The following is a 16,590-nucleotide window of genomic DNA, read 5'->3' as shown; positions in this document are numbered from 1 at the left end:
GGGTCGGTCAGTCGCGGACGAGTTTGTAGCCGAAGCCGCGCACGGTCTCGATCCGGCCGGTTCCGATCTTCTTGCGCAGGCGCAGCACGCACAGGTCCACGACCCGGGAGTCGCCCTCCCAGCCGTAGTCCCAGACGTCGCGGAGCAGCCGTCGGCGGTCGAGGACGGTGCCGGGTGCGGCGGCGAGCTCCAGCAGGAGGCGCAGTTCGGTCGGGGTCAGCGGGACCTGTCGGCCGTCCCGGTGCACCTCCAGACCGGCGGTGTCCACGGTCAGGTCGCCGAACACCAGCACGCCGGGGGCCGCCGCACCGGCTCGGCTCGCGCGCCCCTGAGTGTCCGGATGGCGGGCCGGCGGTTTCTCCGCCGCCTCGGGCCGTCCGAAGCTCGCGCGGCGCAGCAGCATGCGGATGCGGGCGACGAGGACGGCGGTGTCGACGGGTTTGACGACGTAGTCGTCGGCGCCCGCCTCCAGGCCCGCGACGACGTCGAGGGCGTCACCGCGGGCGGACATCATCAGGATCGGGACCAGGCTCTCCTCCCGGATGCGCTGGCACAGCCCGATGCCGTCGAGCTCGGGCAGCATGACGTCCAGGATCAGCAGGTCATGGGCGCCGGCCCGGAACGCCTCAAGACCGGCCAGGCCGTCGGCGGCCACGGCGACCTGATAGCCGTAGCGCTCCAGGAAGAGCTGGACGGCACGGCGGATGACGGCGTCGTCCTCGACGACGAGGACGCTGACGGGGCCTGGTGCTCGGACGGCCGACCGGCCACCGTTCTGCTCATGGGCGGGCATATGTTCCGCTTCGTATGTTCTGGTTCATGTGTTCTGGTTCATCGTAGTCAGCGGGCCGGGCGCCGCGGTCACAGCCGCAGCGAGGCCGCGACGGGCAGGTGGTCGCTGCTGGTGGCCGGAAGCGACCAGGCGGAGGCGGGGCTGACGCCCCGGACGAGGATCTGGTCGATCCGCACCAACGGGAACGACGCCGGCCAGGTGAGACCGAACCCCGCGCCCGCCTCGCCGTGCGCGGAACGCAACTGCGAGGTGAGCGGGCCGAGCGCGGTGTCCTCGTACGCTCCGTTGAAGTCGCCCATCACGATGACGCGGGGCAGTTTCTCGGCCCGTACGGCCTCGGCGAGATTCCTGCCCGCCTCGTTGCGGCGGGCGGTGGCGAAGCCGCCGGGGGTCACCCGTACCGACGCGAGATGGGCGGCGAACACGGCGACCGGCCCCTGCGGGGTGTCGACCGTGGCCCGTACCGCACGGGTCCAGGGCATGATCGGCACGGGTTCCACCTGGCGCAGCGGGTAGGTGCTCCACAGCCCGATGCCGAGGTGGACCGAGTGGTACGGGTAGGCGGCGGCCAGTTCCCGCTCGTACACGGGTGTGCTCCTGGCGGACAGCTCCTCCAGGGCGAGGACGTGCGCCCCGGACCGGGCGAGGGCACGCGCGGTGCCCGCCGGGTCGGGGTTCGCCTCGTCCACGTTGTGGGTGACCACGGTCAGGTCTCCACCCGCGGAGCCCTTGTCGGCCAGCACACCGTGGAAGAGCGCGCCCCAGACGACCGCGGGCGCGATCACGGCGACGGCCGCGATCCGGGAGCGCCGGACCGCCGCGAGGGCGAGCAGAACGGGAACGCTCAGCCCGGCCCACGGCAGGAAGGTCTCGAACAGGCTGCCGAGCTGGCCGAACCCGTTGGGGATCCAGGCGTGCAGGGCCATCAGCAGGGCCATCAGCAGGGCCGCGCAGACCGCGAAACCGGCGATCAGCCGTCCACGACGGCCCGCGCGGACACGGGCCTCGCCTGCCCCGGCATCGTCAGGGCGCGGTTCGGCGGGCTCCGTCGGGGCGGCGGGACCGGGACGGTGGGGAGTGCTCAACACGACTAGGACCTCCGGCATCACGTACACCGGGAATCGGGTACGGCCCCAGAGTCGCGTGGCCACGCTTCCGGCCGACGTGACCAGCGATTCGAGCGCCCCACGGCTTTGTTTCAGGTACGTATCGGTGGCGGCAGCCCCGGGGAAACGACCGGCACGGCTCGCCGTACGGAGCTTCCCGCCGCCTTCCCGGCGTTCCGGCCCCCGGGCCGCGGGCGGCTTGCTAGCCTCGATCATGGTGTCGCTCCGCACTCGGCCGGTGACGCAGTGGTGTCACCTCCCGGCTCCGGGGACACGCCGGTTCGGCCATCGAGGCATGGGCGGGGCGTCCCCGTACCGCCCGAAGGACGAACCGTACGCACGTGTGAACCGTACGCAAGGGCGCCCTCCACCGGTGCGGCGCCGGTCCGGTCTCTGATGTGACGGAAGGATCTGAGATGCGCTTCGGAATCTTCATGGCGCCGTTCCACACCGCTCAAGGGCAGAATCCCGTGACCGCCCTCGCGCGGGACGTGGCCACCCTCCAGCAGCTCGACGAGCTCGGCTACGACGAAGCCTGGATCGGTGAACACCACTCCGGCGGATCGGAGTTGATCGCCAGCCCCGAGATCTTCATCGCGCACGTCGCGGCCCGGACCACGCACATCAAGCTGGGGACCGGCGTGCTCTCCCTCCCCTACCACAACCCGCTCTGGGTGGCGGACCGCGCGATCCTGCTCGATCACCTCACCCGGGGCCGGTTCATGCTCGGCCTCGGCCCCGGCTCCCTCCCGACGGACGCGGCGATGATCGGCATCGATCCGGTCTCGCAGCGGGCCGCGCTGGAAGAGGACACCGACGTCCTCATCCAGCTGCTCACCGGGGACGAGCCCGTCACCAGGAAGACCGACCGCTACCAACTGGTCGAAGCCAGGTGCCAGTTACGCCCGTACTCCACGCCCTGCTTCGAAGTCGGCGTCGCGGCGATCGCATCGCCCTCCGGACCCCGGATCGCGGGCAAGCACGGGCTTGCGCTGCTGTCCATCGGCGCGACCCTGACGGGGGACCTCGACCTGCTCGCCGCGCACTGGGACGTGATGGAAGAACGGGCCCGGCAGTTCGGCACCACCCCCGACCGCGCCGCATGGCGACTCGTCGGGCCCGTGCACGTCGCCGAAACGAAGGAACAGGCATACGAGGACGTCGCGTACGGACTCGACGACTGGTGCCGCTACCTGCAGTACGAAGCCGCGGTGCCGCACTTCGAGCCCGGCGGCTCGACGCTGAAGGAACGCATCGACTGGATCAACGAGTCCGGCGTCGGCGTCATCGGAACACCGGACGACGCGATCCGGCACATCCGCCAACTCCAGGAGCAGTCCCGCGGCTTCGGCTGCTACCTCATGATGGCGCACGAATGGGCGAGGCCGGACGCCACCCGGCGGCACTACGAACTCTTCGCGCAGCAGGTCGCCCCGCACTTCCAGGGCAGTCTCGAACGCCTCGACGCCGCACGGGCCCTCGCGGCCGGGCGCAGGAAGGTGCTGTACCAGCGCATGGGCGACGCGCTCGACGAGGCGAGGACCCGTCACGACGCCGAGCGGGCGGCCAGGGCCGACGGCCTCGGTGACGTTCCCGGACGAGGATGAGGTGATCCGGGGCGGCCTCGGAGGCGTCGCGCCCCGAGGCCGCCCATGCCGTCCGCCCATGCCCCACCCCTCCGCCCCGGGCTCCCTTCGGGAAGGGACCGTGGGACGGAGGGGCGGAAGGGGGGGGAGGTCAAGGGAGGGGGTGAGGTGAGGTGGGCTCAGGTCAGGGCTTGGGCAGGGTGCACTCCTGGCGCTTGAGATCCAGGGTGTTGGCGTCCCCGATGCACCCGGCGATCGCCGCGGTCTCGGTGGCGTACCCGCGTCCCTGGTGGACGGTGGTGCCCGTCCCGTCGACCTCGCAGGGGTTGTTCAGTTCGCACTCCTTGCCGTCGCGGTTGCTGGTGCTGTTCACGGCGACGAGCTCCCGGGTCTCGGCGTCGATGACCGGCGAGCCGGAGCTCCCGGGCCGGGTGTCGCATTCCTTCGCGTAACGGATGGCGCGGGTCGAGGTGTAGTCGCCCTCCTTGAGGGTCGGGACCACGGCCTCGGCCTGGCACGACCAGACGCTCTCCAGGAAGCTGGACGCCACCTTGATCTTCTGCCCGGGTACGGGCGAGGACGAGGCCAGCGGGAATGCCTCGACCTTGTACTTCTGCTGGATCTCCGCGTACGTGGAGTCCAGTTGTGCCAGCGTGATGTCGGTTCCCGTCATCGTGGCGTAGAGGACCCGCCCGGTCACCGGGCCGAGTTCGCGGCCTGCCGGGCTCATGACGGTGCCTTCGATGGGGGCGTTCTTGCCGGTGATCACTTCACCCGGCTTCGGCCGTCCCGCAGGGTGGCAGTGCCCGTTCGTGAGGAGGAGCGCCTTGTCCTCGTCACGGGCGGTGCGGGGGCGGACCAGCGAAGCGGAGCAGTACGGGAGTTTCACGGTTCCCGCCATGTTGCCGGCCGGTCCCGGGGGGCCCGTCCGGTCGGCCGGGAAACCGGGGCAGCTGCCCTTCGCGGGTGTGCCGTCCCGGAAGAAGTCGAGCACCTTGGAGCCGCACGCGAGGTCCTTGGACTTCATGGTGGAGTGCTCCGCGTCCATGACGGTCAGCAACGATCCGCCGATCTTCTTGTGCATCATCTTGGCCCATACATAGGGCGTGACGAGTTCGAACTTGTGGCCGGACAGCTGAAGTCGGCTCTTTCCAGGCTTCAAGTCCCACGACCTGCCCGCGGGCCAGCCGGCGCAGTTCGCGACGGGATCGTTGTTGAAGTCGGTGGAGAAGGGGTACTTCGCCTGCCGTTCCTTCCTGATACGGACGAGATCGGCATACGTCCGGCCATCGGTGCTGGCATTGCACATGAAGGCGTCGTGGGTGAAGCCGTAATTGCGCCCCATCTCTCCGAAGCCGAAGGACTTCCGGTCCGCATTCCGGTCCGCGTTCCGCTGCGTGGCGGTCACCTCCGCTCCGCTGTCCCGGACCTCCGCCAACTTCGCGGCTGATCGCTCCCACCGGTCAGGGATGGCTTCCAGGTTGCTGTCCAGGAGGGCGGCGAATTCTTCCCGTCCGACCTTCGCCTGCAGCTTCTTCAAGGCGGATTCGACCCTCTTGGGCGAGGTTCCGAACCCGTAGGTGGAGTCCTTTCCGGCCAGCCACGTGAAGAACCGCCGGTACCCGGCGTCGGTGGCGGCCACCTCTGCCTCGACCGCTGCGCTCTGCCCGACCGGGGACATGATCGAGTCCAGCCACATGCGGTCGACGCGCTTGTCGAACATGGAGCGATAGACCGCGCCCAGCGCCGTCCCGCCGGAGTTTCCGTAGAAGTTGATCTTGTCGAATCCCAGCACCTGCCGGATGCGGTCCATGTCCCGGGCGGCATTCTCCATGCTGATGGAGAGCGCGAGTTCCGGGTCCTTGGCGATGCATGCGCGCTTCGCGTCCGCCCGCATCTCGAACATCTCCTTCTCTGTCTCACCCCCCTTGAACTCAGGCTCATCGCAGGAGATCTGGGCGCTGTAGCCGGTCCCGCGGGTGTCGATACCGATGAAGTCCCATGTCTCGTTCAGGGGCCCCAGGCGGCTGCCGAGGAGTTCATGGGCGGACGGGGTGCCGGCCAGTCCGGGTCCTCCGGGGTTGCCGAAGAGAGCACCGGTGCGCTTTCCGGTGGCCTTGACCCGGCTCACCGCGATGTCGATTTTTCTGCCCTCGGGCTTGGAATAGTCCACGGGGACGGGGATGAGCACGCATTCGCTGCGGTCGTCGTTGCGATTCCAGTCCGAAACGGCGTCCCGGCAGAGCTCCCACCGCACGCCTTCCGGGGCCGGGGCGGACGCGGCGTCGGCGGGAACGGCTGCCAGGGTGATCAGCGAGGCGACAACGCTGATTCCGGCCGCGATCGATGGGACGGTCAAATACCGCAAGATGATCTGCACCTCTTCGGTGGGAAACGGCGACGTGGTGGTACGGATGCGGTCCGGCGGGCGCCTCGTGGCGACGACACCCGGGACGGGCCGAACCGGACGGCAGGAGGCGTGTCCTCCTGCGCCGCTGCTGGACAAAGACTCGTCCGCGAACGCTGCCGTCGTCCGTCGGTCATGTTTCAGCCGCCACGCGGTTGCGTTTTACCGGTCGAGGCCGGGAGCGGCGATCGCGTCGGTCGCCGTCGGTCGCCGTCGGTCGTCGGTGAACTCGGGGCGGACACCGAGACGCTGAGGAACTGGATCCGGGCCGCCGATGGGCGCCGCCCGGGCGCCCACCCCACCCCACCCCACACCGCCCGCCGCCTCGCGAGCCGGTGGCTTTGCGGGCATGTCTTCGTCTGCTGGTGCTGCACACCACTCAGCGGCACAGTGCCGTGTCGACGGCGGCCTGTGCGTGCTGTTCGGTGGCGCTGTCGGCCGGCATGGCGGTCAGTGCGATGTTGACGGCACGGCCGTCCTCCGTGACACCTCCCGAGGTGAAGGATCCCGGAATGGTTCCGCCGTGGCCCCAGTAGACGCCGCCGCACGGCAACGGCGTGCTGGTCAGGCCCAGTCCGTAACCGACACCGGGGGCGCCCGTGGGGACGGTGGTGCGCATCTGGGCGAGCTGGGCCGGGGGCAGGAGTCTGCCGCCGAGGAGTGCGGTGTAGAAGCGGTTGAGGTCGCTGTTGGTGGTGATCACCGCACCCGCGGCCCAGCCCCAGGACGGGTCGAGTTCGGTGACATCGCGCCAGGGCGAGTCGGCTGTGTCCCGGTGGTAGCCCCTGGCGTGGGGCTCGCGGATGGTCATGTCTCCGGGGGTGGGGAAGTAGGTGTGGCGCAGTCCGATGCGGTCGACGACGCGCCGGTTGATCTCCTCGCCCAGCGGGCGGCCGGTGACCTTCTGGATGATCAGGCCCGCGACCAGGTAGTTCGTGTTGTTGTACTCCCACTTCGCGCCCGGGGAGAAGTGGGCCTTCTGTGCGAGGGCGCTGTCGAGGAGCTCGCGCGGCTCGTAGTACCTCTGCGGGTCCTTGAGGACCGCGCCCTTGTCCAGGTATTCGGGCAGGCCGCTGGTGTGCTGGAGGAGTTGGCGGATGGTGATGCGGCGTCCGTCGACGCCTTCGCCGCGCAGCAGACCGGGCAGGTAGGTGTCGACGGGGGCGTCCAGGGCGAGCTTCTTCTCGGCGACCAGCTGCAGCGCGACCACGGCGGTGAAGGCCTTGGTATTGCTGGCCGCCCGTACCTGCCCGTCCTTGGGTACCTTCGCGCCGGTCCTGAGGTCACCGACACCCGCCGTGTAGTGACGCGTCCGGCCCTCGCGGTCCACGACGCTCGCCGACGCGGCGGGCATCTTGTCGTCGACCACCAAGGTGTTCAGGCTCTTCTGAACGGGGTCCGGCTTGGCGGCGGAGGCCGCGGACGGGAACAGCGCACCGGCGGTCATGACGGCCCCGGTGAGCACGGTCATGGCGATCAAGGTCTTACGTCGGCCGCCTCGCGAAAGCGCGGGACGGAACCTCGGCGAGACACCTGCGTGCATGGAACAACTCCTGTCGGTAGGGGAACAACATCAGTGGGTCAGTGAGAGGTGGCCGTGGTGCGACGGGCCCGCCGCTGGCTCGGCCTGGTCCTTGACGGTCGAGGCGCATGAAGGAACGGCTTCCCCGCTCGTGCGCCCGTCCGAAGACGGGCGCACCCGGGACGCGCGGCCGCCTACTCGATCCGGGGCGAGCCGCGACGCCGTACCAGCCGCCGTGCCGGCAGCATGACCGCCGACATGCCCGCCAGGCCGACCACGCCCAGGATGGCGACACAGACGGCGGGGGAGACGGACAGCGCGGGCAGCCCGGTCACCGCGAGGGCGAAGGTCAACAGGGTCAGGGCCGCCACCAGTGTGCCGACGATCGTGCCCGTCCCGAGGACGAGCAGCGTCTCCAGGCGCAACATGGACAGGACCTGGCGGCGCGTCGCGCCGATCAGACGGAGCAGGGCCAGCTCGCGTCGGCGCGACGCGGTGGCGACGGCCAGCGTGGTCACCACGCCGATCAAGGTGAACAGGGCGATGGCCGCGACCGCCATCAGGCCCGGAAGCCCCTGCACGCGCGCCTGCTCGGTCAGCGCCGCGCCGTACTCGGCGGCGGACGTGGCGTGTACCCCGGGGAGACGCTGGGTCACCGGCCGGAGGTCGGCGTCCCCGCTCACCAGCAGGTAGTCGTCATGACCGCCGTCGGTGACGTGCGCCGCGACCAGATCGTGCGGCAGCAGGACGTCGCCGAAGCCCATCCCACGGTCGTAGACGGCGACCACCCGGGGGTGGATCGGAGTGCCGTCGCCGAGCCAGAAGGACATGGTCGTGCCGAGGTCGTCGCTGTCGCCGACGTTCGAGCTGACCGCGACGGTGTCGGTGTCGCGCAGTGCCGCCAGCGAGCCCGAGGTGACGCCCGGATCCAGGTTCGACCACGCGCCCTTGAGGCCCTGCGCGGGCAGTGACTGGAGCTGGTCGCCGACCGATTTCACGACGGTGGTGCGCTTGACGGCCGTCACCGCGTCCGCCCCGGGCGTCCGTCGTACCTCCTCGTACGCCGCGCTCGGCACGCCCGGACCGTCCGCGACGAGCACGTGGTCCGCGAGCAGACCGACGGCCGCCTGGGTGCGGGTGGCGTTGACGGCCGTGGTCTGGACGAAGAGCTGCCCGGCCCCGAAGGAGAGCGCCAGCGCGATCGGTGTGATCACCGACGCCAGCCGGACGGCGGCGACGGAGGCGGTCTCCGCGGCGAGTCGGCCCGGCACCGGGAGGAGCAGCCGCAGCGGAGGGCTCAGGACGCGGATCCCGGCCCGCGCGATCCAGGGACCCAGCAGCGCGGCGGCCCAGATCAGGGTGAGCGCCAGTCCGCCCATGGCCGCCCTGGCGATCTGCCCGCCGAAGGCGAGCGCCGTGGAGGCCGCGCCCAGCCCGACGGCCAGGAAGAAGAGCCCGGTGACCATCCGCCAGCGCGGCAGCCGCGCCGGCTCCGTCGCCGCCTCGCCCAGGGCCTCGACCGGCCGGACGCGGGAGACGCGCCGGGCCGCGAGCCAGGCGGAGCCGACCGCGGTGAGCACGGTGAGCAGCATGGTGCCGGCGACGGGCAGCGGGCTCAGTACGAGCGACAGCTCTCGCGGGAGGACACCGTGATCGGCCATGAACCGGTGCAGGACCGCGCCGAGCCCGAGCGATCCCAGGCCGCCCAGGAGTGCGGCGGGCACGGCGACCTTCAGGATGCCGCGGACGATCAGCCGCCGCACCTGCCGGGGGGTGGCGCCGATGGCGCGCATCACCGCGAGTTCGCGGGTCCGGTCCCGTACGGAGATGTCCAGCAGCCCGGTCAGGATCAGCAGCACGACCAGCAGGGCGATGCCGCCGATGGACGCGCTCACCCCGATCAGGTCGAGCCGCGCCGCCGCCACCCCCGGGTTCTCGACGTCCCCGCGTGCGGCACCGGTCGCGACCAGCAGACCCGGGGCCGCCGCGCCGAGCGCCTCGGGGGACGTGCCCTTTTCGCCGAGGACCACCAGCGCGTCGGCGTGTCCGGGATGGCCGGTGAGCGTCCGCGCCGTCCTGTCGTCGAACCACGCGCTCGCGCGGACGGCGCCGTCCGCCCCCGGACCAGCCGACACCAGGCCGCTGACCCGGTACGGCTCCGGTGCCCGGCCTCCCGCCTGGAGCCGGACGGTGTCCCCGACCTCCAGGCCGCTCCCGGCCGGCACCGCCACCTCGTTCGGTGCCTGCGGGGCACGCCCCGACCGCAGTTCGAACGGGCCGAGCAGGGTCGACTCCCATCCGTGACCGGTGAGTCCGGTGCCGTCGGCGGCGACGACGGGTACGGACACGTCCGCGACGACCCGTACGACCCCCGGAACCTCCTTCAGCCGTTCGGCCGGGGCGATCGGTACCCGCGCCCGTTCCAGCAGCGGCCTGACCTCCGTACGCTCGGACTCACCGGAGTCCACGGTCATCTCGACCCGCTGGCTCGCGGCGACGACGGCCACGGCCGGGGCGTAGCGGTCGACCGCACCGTGCGCCCGCAGCGCCGATTCGAGGAGGACACCGAACGCGCCCGTCAGCGCGGCGGCGAAGAGCAGCGCCGCCGCCACGCCTGCGGCGATCCCGCGCCTCACAGCGAGTCCCAGCGGGCCAGGACGGCTGCCGCGGACGGAGCGGTCAGTTCGTCGACGATCCGGCCCCCACCGAGGAAGACGACGCTGTCGGCCCACGCGGCCGCCACAGGATCGTGGGTGACGAGGACGACGGTCCGTCCCATCTCGTCGACCGCCTCCCGCAGCAGCTTCAGGACGTGCCCGGCCGACCTGGGGTCGAGCGCGGCCGTCGGCTCGTCGGCGAAGACGATCTCGGGGCGCGTCACCAGTGCCCGGGCGACCGCCACACGCTGCTGCTGGCCACCCGACAGCCGCGCCGGGAGGTGCCCGAGCAGGCCCGCCATCCCGACCCGGTGGACGATCTCCCCCAGCCACTGCCGGTCGGCCTTCCGGCCGCCGAGGGACAGCGGGAGGGTGATGTTGCGCTCGACGTCCATCGACGGCATCAGGTTGTAGCCCTGGAAGACGAAACCGATCCGCTCCCGGCGCAGCCGGGTCAGCTCGGCTTCGCGAAGCCCGCCCATGTCCACACCGCCCAGCCGGACCGACCCGTTCGTCGGCCGGTCGAGACCGGACGCGCAGTGCAGGAACGTGCTCTTGCCCGAGCCGGACGGGCCCATGATCGCGGTGAAGCTGCCGGTACGAAACCCCCAGCTCACCTGCTCCAGCGCGGTCACCTCGCCGTACGACTTGGAAACCTGGTCCAGGGACACGGCGTACGGTGTCTCCCCGCTCGTCGTCATCCGTCGCATGATGTGTGGCCCTTCGATGCCCTCGGTCGGTCAAGATCAGGCTTCGAAACTAGGCTCGGGAGAGGGGAGGCCGGCAGCGGTCACGCCCCCGCACCGGAGGTGTAGCCCGCTCCACCAAGATGGTGGAGCGGGGCAGGTAGGGCAGGGAATCAATCGTGGCGTACCGTCGTGATCCATGGACCTGAAGGCACGCGCACGTCACAGCCTGCGTTCCACGCGGTATCTCCTCGGCGGCCTCGCGACCGCCCTGGCGTCCCTGGCCGGCTGCGTGCTGTTGCCGCTCGTCTGCGTCGCGCTGATCGTCGCGCCGGTACTGCCCTGGGCGATCCGCCCCCTGCGGTCCCTCGCCGACGCCGAGCGCCGCCGCGCGGAACGACGCCTCGGCCGTCCGGTGCGACGCCCGTACCCCACACTCCAGGGCAGCGCCCGCCGGCAGACCCTCCAACTGCTGCGATCCTCCGGGACCGGCAAGGACGTGGCGTGGATGCTGCTCCACGGCGTGGTCGGCCTGATCTTGCCCGTCCTCGTCCTCGGCGCCCTGTTCAGCCTCCTGCTCAGCCTCTCGATCCCGATGTGGTGGTGGACCGTCCCCAGCGGCACCCTCACCCTCCTCGCCGCCCCCCTGACGACCTGGCTGCAGGCGGTCGTCCTGTCGGCGGTCTGCGTCTGGATCTTCGCCCTCCTCTTCCTCTGGCTGGCCCCCGCCGCCGCCCGGTGGGAGACCCGCATCGCGGAGGTGCTGCTGGGGAACTGGACCGGTGCCGAACGCCGGATCGAGGAGCTGACCGCCTCCCGGGCCGGGGCGCTCCAGGCACACGAATCGGAACTCCGCAGGATCGAGCGGGACTTGCACGACGGCACCCAGGCGCAGCTCGTCGCGGTCGCCATGCGTCTCGGCCTGGCCGACCGCAAATTCGACAAGGACCCCGCGAGCGCCAGGAAACTCATGCTCGACGCCAGGACGACAGTGGACGAGGCACTCGTGCAGCTGCGTACGGTGATCCGCGGCATCCACCCGCCGATCCTCTCCGACCGCGGGCTGAACGGCGCCATCCGATCACTCGCCGCGGGACGTACGATCCCGGTCGCCCTCGACCTTCCCGAGCCCGCCCGCCGGCCGCCGGCCGCCGTCGAGGCCGCCGCCTACTTCGTGGTCGCCGAGGCCCTCACCAACATCGCCCGGCACAGCGAAGCGCGGCAGGCGCGGGTGTCCCTCCGGTACGACCGGACCGGGCTGCACGTCCTCGTCCAGGACGACGGGCGTGGCGGCGCGGTGCCGGGATCGGGCGAGGGAAGCGGACTCGACGGCGTACGCCAGCGCGTCGCCGCCCTGGACGGTACGACGAGGATCGACAGCCCTGTCGGTTCCGGAACGACGATTGAGGTGGTACTGCCGTGCGGATCGTGATCGCGGAGGACAACGTCCTGCTCCGCGAGGGCCTGGTTCTGTTGCTGGAGGACGTCGGCCACGAGATCGTCGCCGTCGTGGGGAGCGGGCCCGAGGTGGTGCCCACGCTGCTCGAACACCGGCCCGACGCGGCCGTGCTCGACGTCCGACTGCCCCCCGGATTCCGCGACGAGGGCCTCAGAGCGGCCATCGAGGCCCGCAGACTGATGCCGGGTCTGCCCATCCTCGTCCTGTCCCAGTACGTCGAGGAGAGCTACGCCACCGAACTGCTGGGCCAGGGCGCCTCAGGCGTCGGCTATCTGCTGAAGGACCGGGTCTCCCACATCGAGGAGTTCCAGCAGGCCCTGGAGCGGGTCGCCGCCGGGGGCACCGCGCTCGACCCCGACGTGGTCTCCCAGCTCATGACCCGCCACGACCCCCTGGACGCGCTGTCCCCGCGGGAACGCGAGGTCCTCAGCCTCATGGCCCAGGGCCTCGACAACCCGACGATCGCGACCACCCTGTTCATCACCGAGCGCTCGGTCAGCAAGCACATCGGCAACATCCTCGCCAAGCTGAACCTTCCCCCCAGCGACAGCGGCCACCGCCGGGTCCTGGCGGTCCTCGCCTACCTGAAGGCATGAACCCCGGCACGGACCACGACGGCGGTCGCCGACCCCACCCCGCAGGTGTAGCGGGCTACACCTGCGGTTCGGGAGCAGGACCCGATGTGCCGGGAAGGGGCCGGCGGCGAGAGTGGACGACGAAGCGACCCGCTCTCGCCGCCCCGCAGAGGGGCGTCGGGGAGACACCCAGGAGGAACCCCCATGAAGCCCGCACTCTGGCTGCTGCTCGCCCTCTCCACCGCCGCCGCGGTGTACGTCAGCACGTTCGCCGACTACACCGGCACCACCAGGGTCATGGCCTCGGTGGGCTCGGGCGTCGTCTTCGTCGGCTCGGCACTCGGCCTGTGGCTGACCGGCAGCAAGGAGTGATCCGCACCAGCCGGTAACGGGTGAAGAGGCTGTCCGGAACGATCCGGACAGCCTCTTCCGCTCGACCCGGTGCTCTAGGGCGTGTGTCGAAAGTCCCGCCTGCCCGGCGGCGCCCGGCACGCACGCTCGCCGCGTTGTCGGGCTCGCCCCGATACGTCCAGTATCGGGGCGACCCTCCGCCTTGCGATCGCACGCACCGGACACCGCCGGGCCTGCCCTTCGGGCAGCCGGCGCTACTTTCGACACACGCCCTAGAAGAAGCCGAGCTTCTTCGGCGAGTACGACACCAGCATGTTCTTCGTCTGCTGGTGGTACAGCAGTTGCATCCGCGCTGACCAGGCCAAATGATGGTTGGCGAGGCTTTCTGGCAGGGGGTTGGTCCGGAAGCGGTCCGGATCTTGGTGCGACTTTCCCTGGGGCGGGGGGCGACGGGGCGCGCCGGGAGCGATCGGGCGTAGGGGACGCTCAGCGGCGGCCCTCCGTGCGCGGTGTGAATGCGTCGGAAACCGTTGCGGAGATGGCTGAGCTCATCCACCGCGGTGCCCCGATGCACCTCAAGTTCGGCCGCAGCAGGGCCGCCGGCATCTACCCGTACGGCGGCCGGATGCGGCGACCACGCTCTCGCCACGGCTCGCGAGCGAGTCCGCCAAGGCCGCCTGGTCCTCGATCCGCCGGCCCGCCGCGACGGCGACACCGGCATGTCCCCGACCGGCTCCCGCCACCCCAGGGACCTCCGCCGCCTCTCCGTCGCTGACGAGGGCTGGCCGCGCCCTGGCCCGTACGTCGGAGCGGGCTGCCCGCGCGCCCGCCGCCGCTCCCCGCAACTGGTCGCGCGGCTCGCCCGAGAGCTTCGACGCCTCGCCAGGCAACCGACCACCTACCCGCCTCGTCATCAGAGCCAGACAAGCCAGTGATCACTCCGAGCCAACCTGCGATCCGCCCCACGACGTCATCGGGGCGCCGTCGTTGATCCACCCGCCCACCCGTACCCTGGCCGAAAAGAGCGAACATGCCCCGTGGAGAGCGTCCGTTGGAGGACAGGGACGATGCCCTGACCCGGTTCGCGTCGGGTCTGCGGCAGTTGCGGCGGACAGCCGGCAGCCCCCCGTACCGGAAGTTGGCCGCCCTGGCCAACTACTCCTCCACGACGCTCGCCGACGCGGCGGGCGGGCACAAGCTCCCGAGCCTCGACGTGACCCTGGCCTACGTCCGAGCCTGCCACGGCGACGCCGTGGAATGGGAGGCCCGCTGGCGCGACGCCGCGGCCGAGATCGCCGCCGACCCGGCACCCGCCGAACCGTCCGCGGTGGACGACGGGTCCTGCCCGTATGCCGGACTCAGCGCTTTCCAGCCCGAGGACGCCGACCGGTACTTCGGGAGGGAACGCCTCACCGAAGAGATCGTCTCCCGCGTGCGTACCAGCCGGTTCCTCGCCGTGTTCGGCGCATCGGGATCAGGCAAGTCCTCACTCCTGCGCGCCGGTCTCCTGGGCAGCGGCTCCTCCGGCCGGAGCGCACCGGAGCCGTGGCCATGGCCGGCTCTTCTCCTCACCCCCGGGGCTCACCCGCTGGAGGAGTGCGCCACTCATCTGGCCAAGCTGAGCAACCGTTCCGCCACCGAGGTGCACACCGAGCTGCGGGACAACCCCCGCGCCCTGCACCTGAACGTGCTCCAGGCGCTCCACGAGCACCCGGCCGAAGCGGACCTCCTGATCGTGGTCGATCAGTTCGAAGAAGCCTTCACCCAGTGCGCGGGGGAGCGGGAGCGGAGCGGTTTCATCACCCAACTTCTCACCGCCGTGCAGGCGGCCAACAGCCGCACACGCGTTGTCCTGGGAGTGCGGGCCGACTTCTACTCCCGCTGCTCGGAGCAGCCGGCCCTCGTCGAAGCCCTGCGCGACGCGCAACTCCTCATCGGGCCGATGAACACCGAGGAGTTACGACGCGCCATCAGTCTGCCCGCCACCCGCTCCGGCGCCACCGTCGAAGGCGCCCTGCTCGCCCGCGTCATCGCCGACGCCGCAGGCCAGACGGGCGTACTCCCTCTCGTCTCCCACGCGCTGCGCGAAACCTGGCACCGGCGGCGCGGAACCACCCTCACCGTGGCGGGCTACGAAGCGGTCGGCGGTATCACACACGCGCTGGCCCGCACCGCCGACCACGTCTACGATCAGCTCGCCGAGCCGCAACGCGAGCTCGTCCGGGGCCTCTTCCTGCGCTTGGTCGCTCCGGGCAGCGACGGCGACCGGGACACCAAGCGACGTGTCCCGCGCGCCGACCTGGGTGCCCACGCCGCCATGAACAGCGTGCTGGAGACCCTGGCCCAAGCCCGGCTCATCACCATGGACGCCACCACCGTCGAGATCACCCACGAAGCGCTGTTGGACGCCTGGCCGCGCCTGCGCCGCTGGATCGACGAGGACAGGGCGGGCCTGCTCACCTACCAGGACCTGGCCATTGCCGCGACGACCTGGCACCGGGACGGTCGTGACCCGAGCGGGCACTACCGGGGGAACCGGCTCGCCAACGCGCTCGAATGGACCCGCAGACACCAGAACGGCGTGCAACTGGACAAGCACGTGACGGAGTTCCTCGACGCGTCCGGCCGCCACGAACGGCGTGCCAGGAGAACCGGACGGGCTGCCGTCGCCGCACTCTGCGTACTGACCGTGCTTGCCGCGACCATTGCCGTCGTCGCCGATCGACAACGCGCCGACGCCCTGCGCCAACGTGACACCACCATCGCCGCGGGGCTGACCACCCAGGCCCAGCAGATGCGGGAGGCCGACCCCGCCCTGGCCGCCCAACTCGACCTCGCCGCTTACCGCATTCGCGCATCGCCACAAGCCGCGACGGCTCTGGTGAACACCGGGAACGCTCCTCTCCCCGTCACGGTCGCCACCAACGCCGGTTATTCCGGTGTGCTGAGCTTCAGCCCCGACGGCCACACCCTCGCCACCGCCGACAGCAACGGCGACACGGCCCAGCTCTGGCAGGTCGGCGGCTCCGGCCGTCCGACCCAGGTGGTGGGGCACACCAGCTCCATCAGCTCGGCGACATTCAGCCCCGACGGTCGTACCCTCGTCACCGCCAGCACGGACTTCACCGCCCGGCTCTGGAACATCAAGGACCCGACACGTCCCACCGCACTCGCGCGGCCTCTCCACCACGGAGGCGGAAGGGCCGTCGACGCGACGGCCTTCAGCCCCGACGGCCGTATCCTGGCGACCGCTGCCACGGATCGCATCCAGTTGTGGAACGTCCGAGATCCCGCGCATCCCGCGCTCTTCTCACCCTTGCCCACCCACGAGTGGTGCGTCTCCTTGACGTTCCGTCCTGATGGCCGCACCCTCGCCACCGCGGGTTGGGACCAGACGGTGCGGCTGTGGAACACCGCTGATCCCGCGCATCCCACGCCGCTCGGGCCG

At 71.0% G+C, this 16,590-nt stretch carries 10 protein-coding genes and 2 pseudogenes; 6 read left to right on the top strand and 6 right to left on the bottom strand.

The annotated features are described in order from the left end of the window. Positions 1–7: 7 nt before the first annotated feature. On the bottom strand, positions 8–793 hold the full coding sequence (gene cseB, locus ACIPXM_RS19125) for a two-component system response regulator CseB (RefSeq protein ID WP_401656704.1): 786 nt from the start codon (positions 791–793) through the stop codon (positions 8–10). 68 nt (positions 794–861) lie between these two features. Further along, a complete protein-coding gene (locus tag ACIPXM_RS19120) occupies positions 862–1,881 on the bottom strand; it encodes an endonuclease/exonuclease/phosphatase family protein (protein WP_401656702.1) in 1,020 nt (339 codons plus the stop codon). Positions 1,882–2,315: 434 nt separating this feature from the next. Between ACIPXM_RS19120 and ACIPXM_RS19115 the strand changes: the two genes are divergently transcribed. Beyond that, entirely contained in the window at positions 2,316–3,506 is a 1,191-nt protein-coding gene (locus tag ACIPXM_RS19115; RefSeq protein WP_401656700.1) for an LLM class flavin-dependent oxidoreductase, read from the top strand. A gap of 163 nt (positions 3,507–3,669) precedes the next feature. Here ACIPXM_RS19115 and ACIPXM_RS19110 read toward each other — a convergent pair whose 3' ends face one another. From ACIPXM_RS19110 to ACIPXM_RS19095, 4 genes are all read right to left on the bottom strand, one after another. Then, positions 3,670–5,991, bottom strand: coding sequence for an alpha/beta fold hydrolase (locus ACIPXM_RS19110; protein ID WP_401656698.1), 2,322 nt, complete (start codon positions 5,989–5,991; stop codon positions 3,670–3,672). Between the two features lie 280 nt (positions 5,992–6,271). Then, on the bottom strand, positions 6,272–7,363 hold the full coding sequence (locus ACIPXM_RS19105; protein ID WP_401656696.1) for a serine hydrolase domain-containing protein: 1,092 nt from the start codon (positions 7,361–7,363) through the stop codon (positions 6,272–6,274). Between the two features lie 245 nt (positions 7,364–7,608). Continuing rightward, complete coding sequence (locus ACIPXM_RS19100; protein ID WP_401656693.1) at positions 7,609–10,050, bottom strand: FtsX-like permease family protein; 2,442 nt, start codon at positions 10,048–10,050, stop codon at positions 7,609–7,611. Continuing rightward, positions 10,047–10,772 carry an ABC transporter ATP-binding protein gene (locus ACIPXM_RS19095; protein WP_401656691.1) on the bottom strand — a complete coding sequence of 242 codons (726 nt, stop codon included), beginning with the start codon at positions 10,770–10,772 and terminating at the stop codon, positions 10,047–10,049. Before ACIPXM_RS19095 ends, ACIPXM_RS19100 begins: the two co-directional genes overlap by 4 nt. A gap of 184 nt (positions 10,773–10,956) precedes the next feature. Here ACIPXM_RS19095 and ACIPXM_RS19090 point away from each other — a divergent pair, with 184 nt between their 5' ends. The 5 genes and pseudogenes from ACIPXM_RS19090 to ACIPXM_RS19070 all read left to right on the top strand — a co-directional run. Beyond that, positions 10,957–12,189, top strand: coding sequence for a sensor histidine kinase (locus ACIPXM_RS19090; RefSeq protein WP_401656688.1), 1,233 nt, complete (start codon positions 10,957–10,959; stop codon positions 12,187–12,189). Beyond that, the gene (locus tag ACIPXM_RS19085) at positions 12,177–12,812 is read left to right on the top strand and encodes a LuxR C-terminal-related transcriptional regulator (protein ID WP_401656686.1); all 636 of its coding nucleotides are present in this window, start codon (positions 12,177–12,179) and stop codon (positions 12,810–12,812) included. The genes ACIPXM_RS19090 and ACIPXM_RS19085 overlap by 13 nt, the downstream gene beginning before the upstream one ends. Positions 12,813–12,995: 183 nt before the next feature. Beyond that, positions 12,996–13,163, top strand: a complete 168-nt coding sequence (locus ACIPXM_RS19080) for a hypothetical protein (protein WP_401656684.1) — start codon at positions 12,996–12,998, stop codon at positions 13,161–13,163. Positions 13,164–13,677: 514 nt separating this feature from the next. Further along, positions 13,678–14,077, top strand: a pseudogene (locus ACIPXM_RS19075) (hypothetical protein); the annotation flags it as partial. A 116-nt stretch (positions 14,078–14,193) separates the two neighbouring features. Beyond that, positions 14,194–16,590: pseudogene (locus ACIPXM_RS19070) on the top strand (XRE family transcriptional regulator); the annotation flags it as partial.

The sequence above is a fragment of the Streptomyces sp. NPDC090025 genome (assembly GCF_044748125.1).
Lineage (GTDB): Bacteria > Actinomycetota > Actinomycetes > Streptomycetales > Streptomycetaceae > Streptomyces.
The sequence above is the reverse complement of the archived record's forward strand: the minus strand, read 5'-3'. Positions and strand labels throughout refer to the sequence as shown.

Bases quoted from the DNA above. Each gene is read 5' to 3' on its own strand.
- cseB (WP_401656704.1), bottom strand. From the start codon at position 793: ATGCCCGCCCATGAGCAGAACGGTGGCCGGTCGGCCGTCCGAGCACCA.
- ACIPXM_RS19115 (WP_401656700.1), top strand. From the start codon at position 2,316: ATGCGCTTCGGAATCTTCATGGCGCCGTTCCACACCGCTCAAGGGCAG.
- ACIPXM_RS19105 (WP_401656696.1), bottom strand. From the start codon at position 7,363: ATGACCGTGCTCACCGGGGCCGTCATGACCGCCGGTGCGCTGTTCCCG.
- ACIPXM_RS19095 (WP_401656691.1), bottom strand. From the start codon at position 10,772: ATGACGACGAGCGGGGAGACACCGTACGCCGTGTCCCTGGACCAGGTT.
- ACIPXM_RS19090 (WP_401656688.1), top strand. From the start codon at position 10,957: ATGGACCTGAAGGCACGCGCACGTCACAGCCTGCGTTCCACGCGGTAT.
- ACIPXM_RS19080 (WP_401656684.1), top strand. From the start codon at position 12,996: ATGAAGCCCGCACTCTGGCTGCTGCTCGCCCTCTCCACCGCCGCCGCG.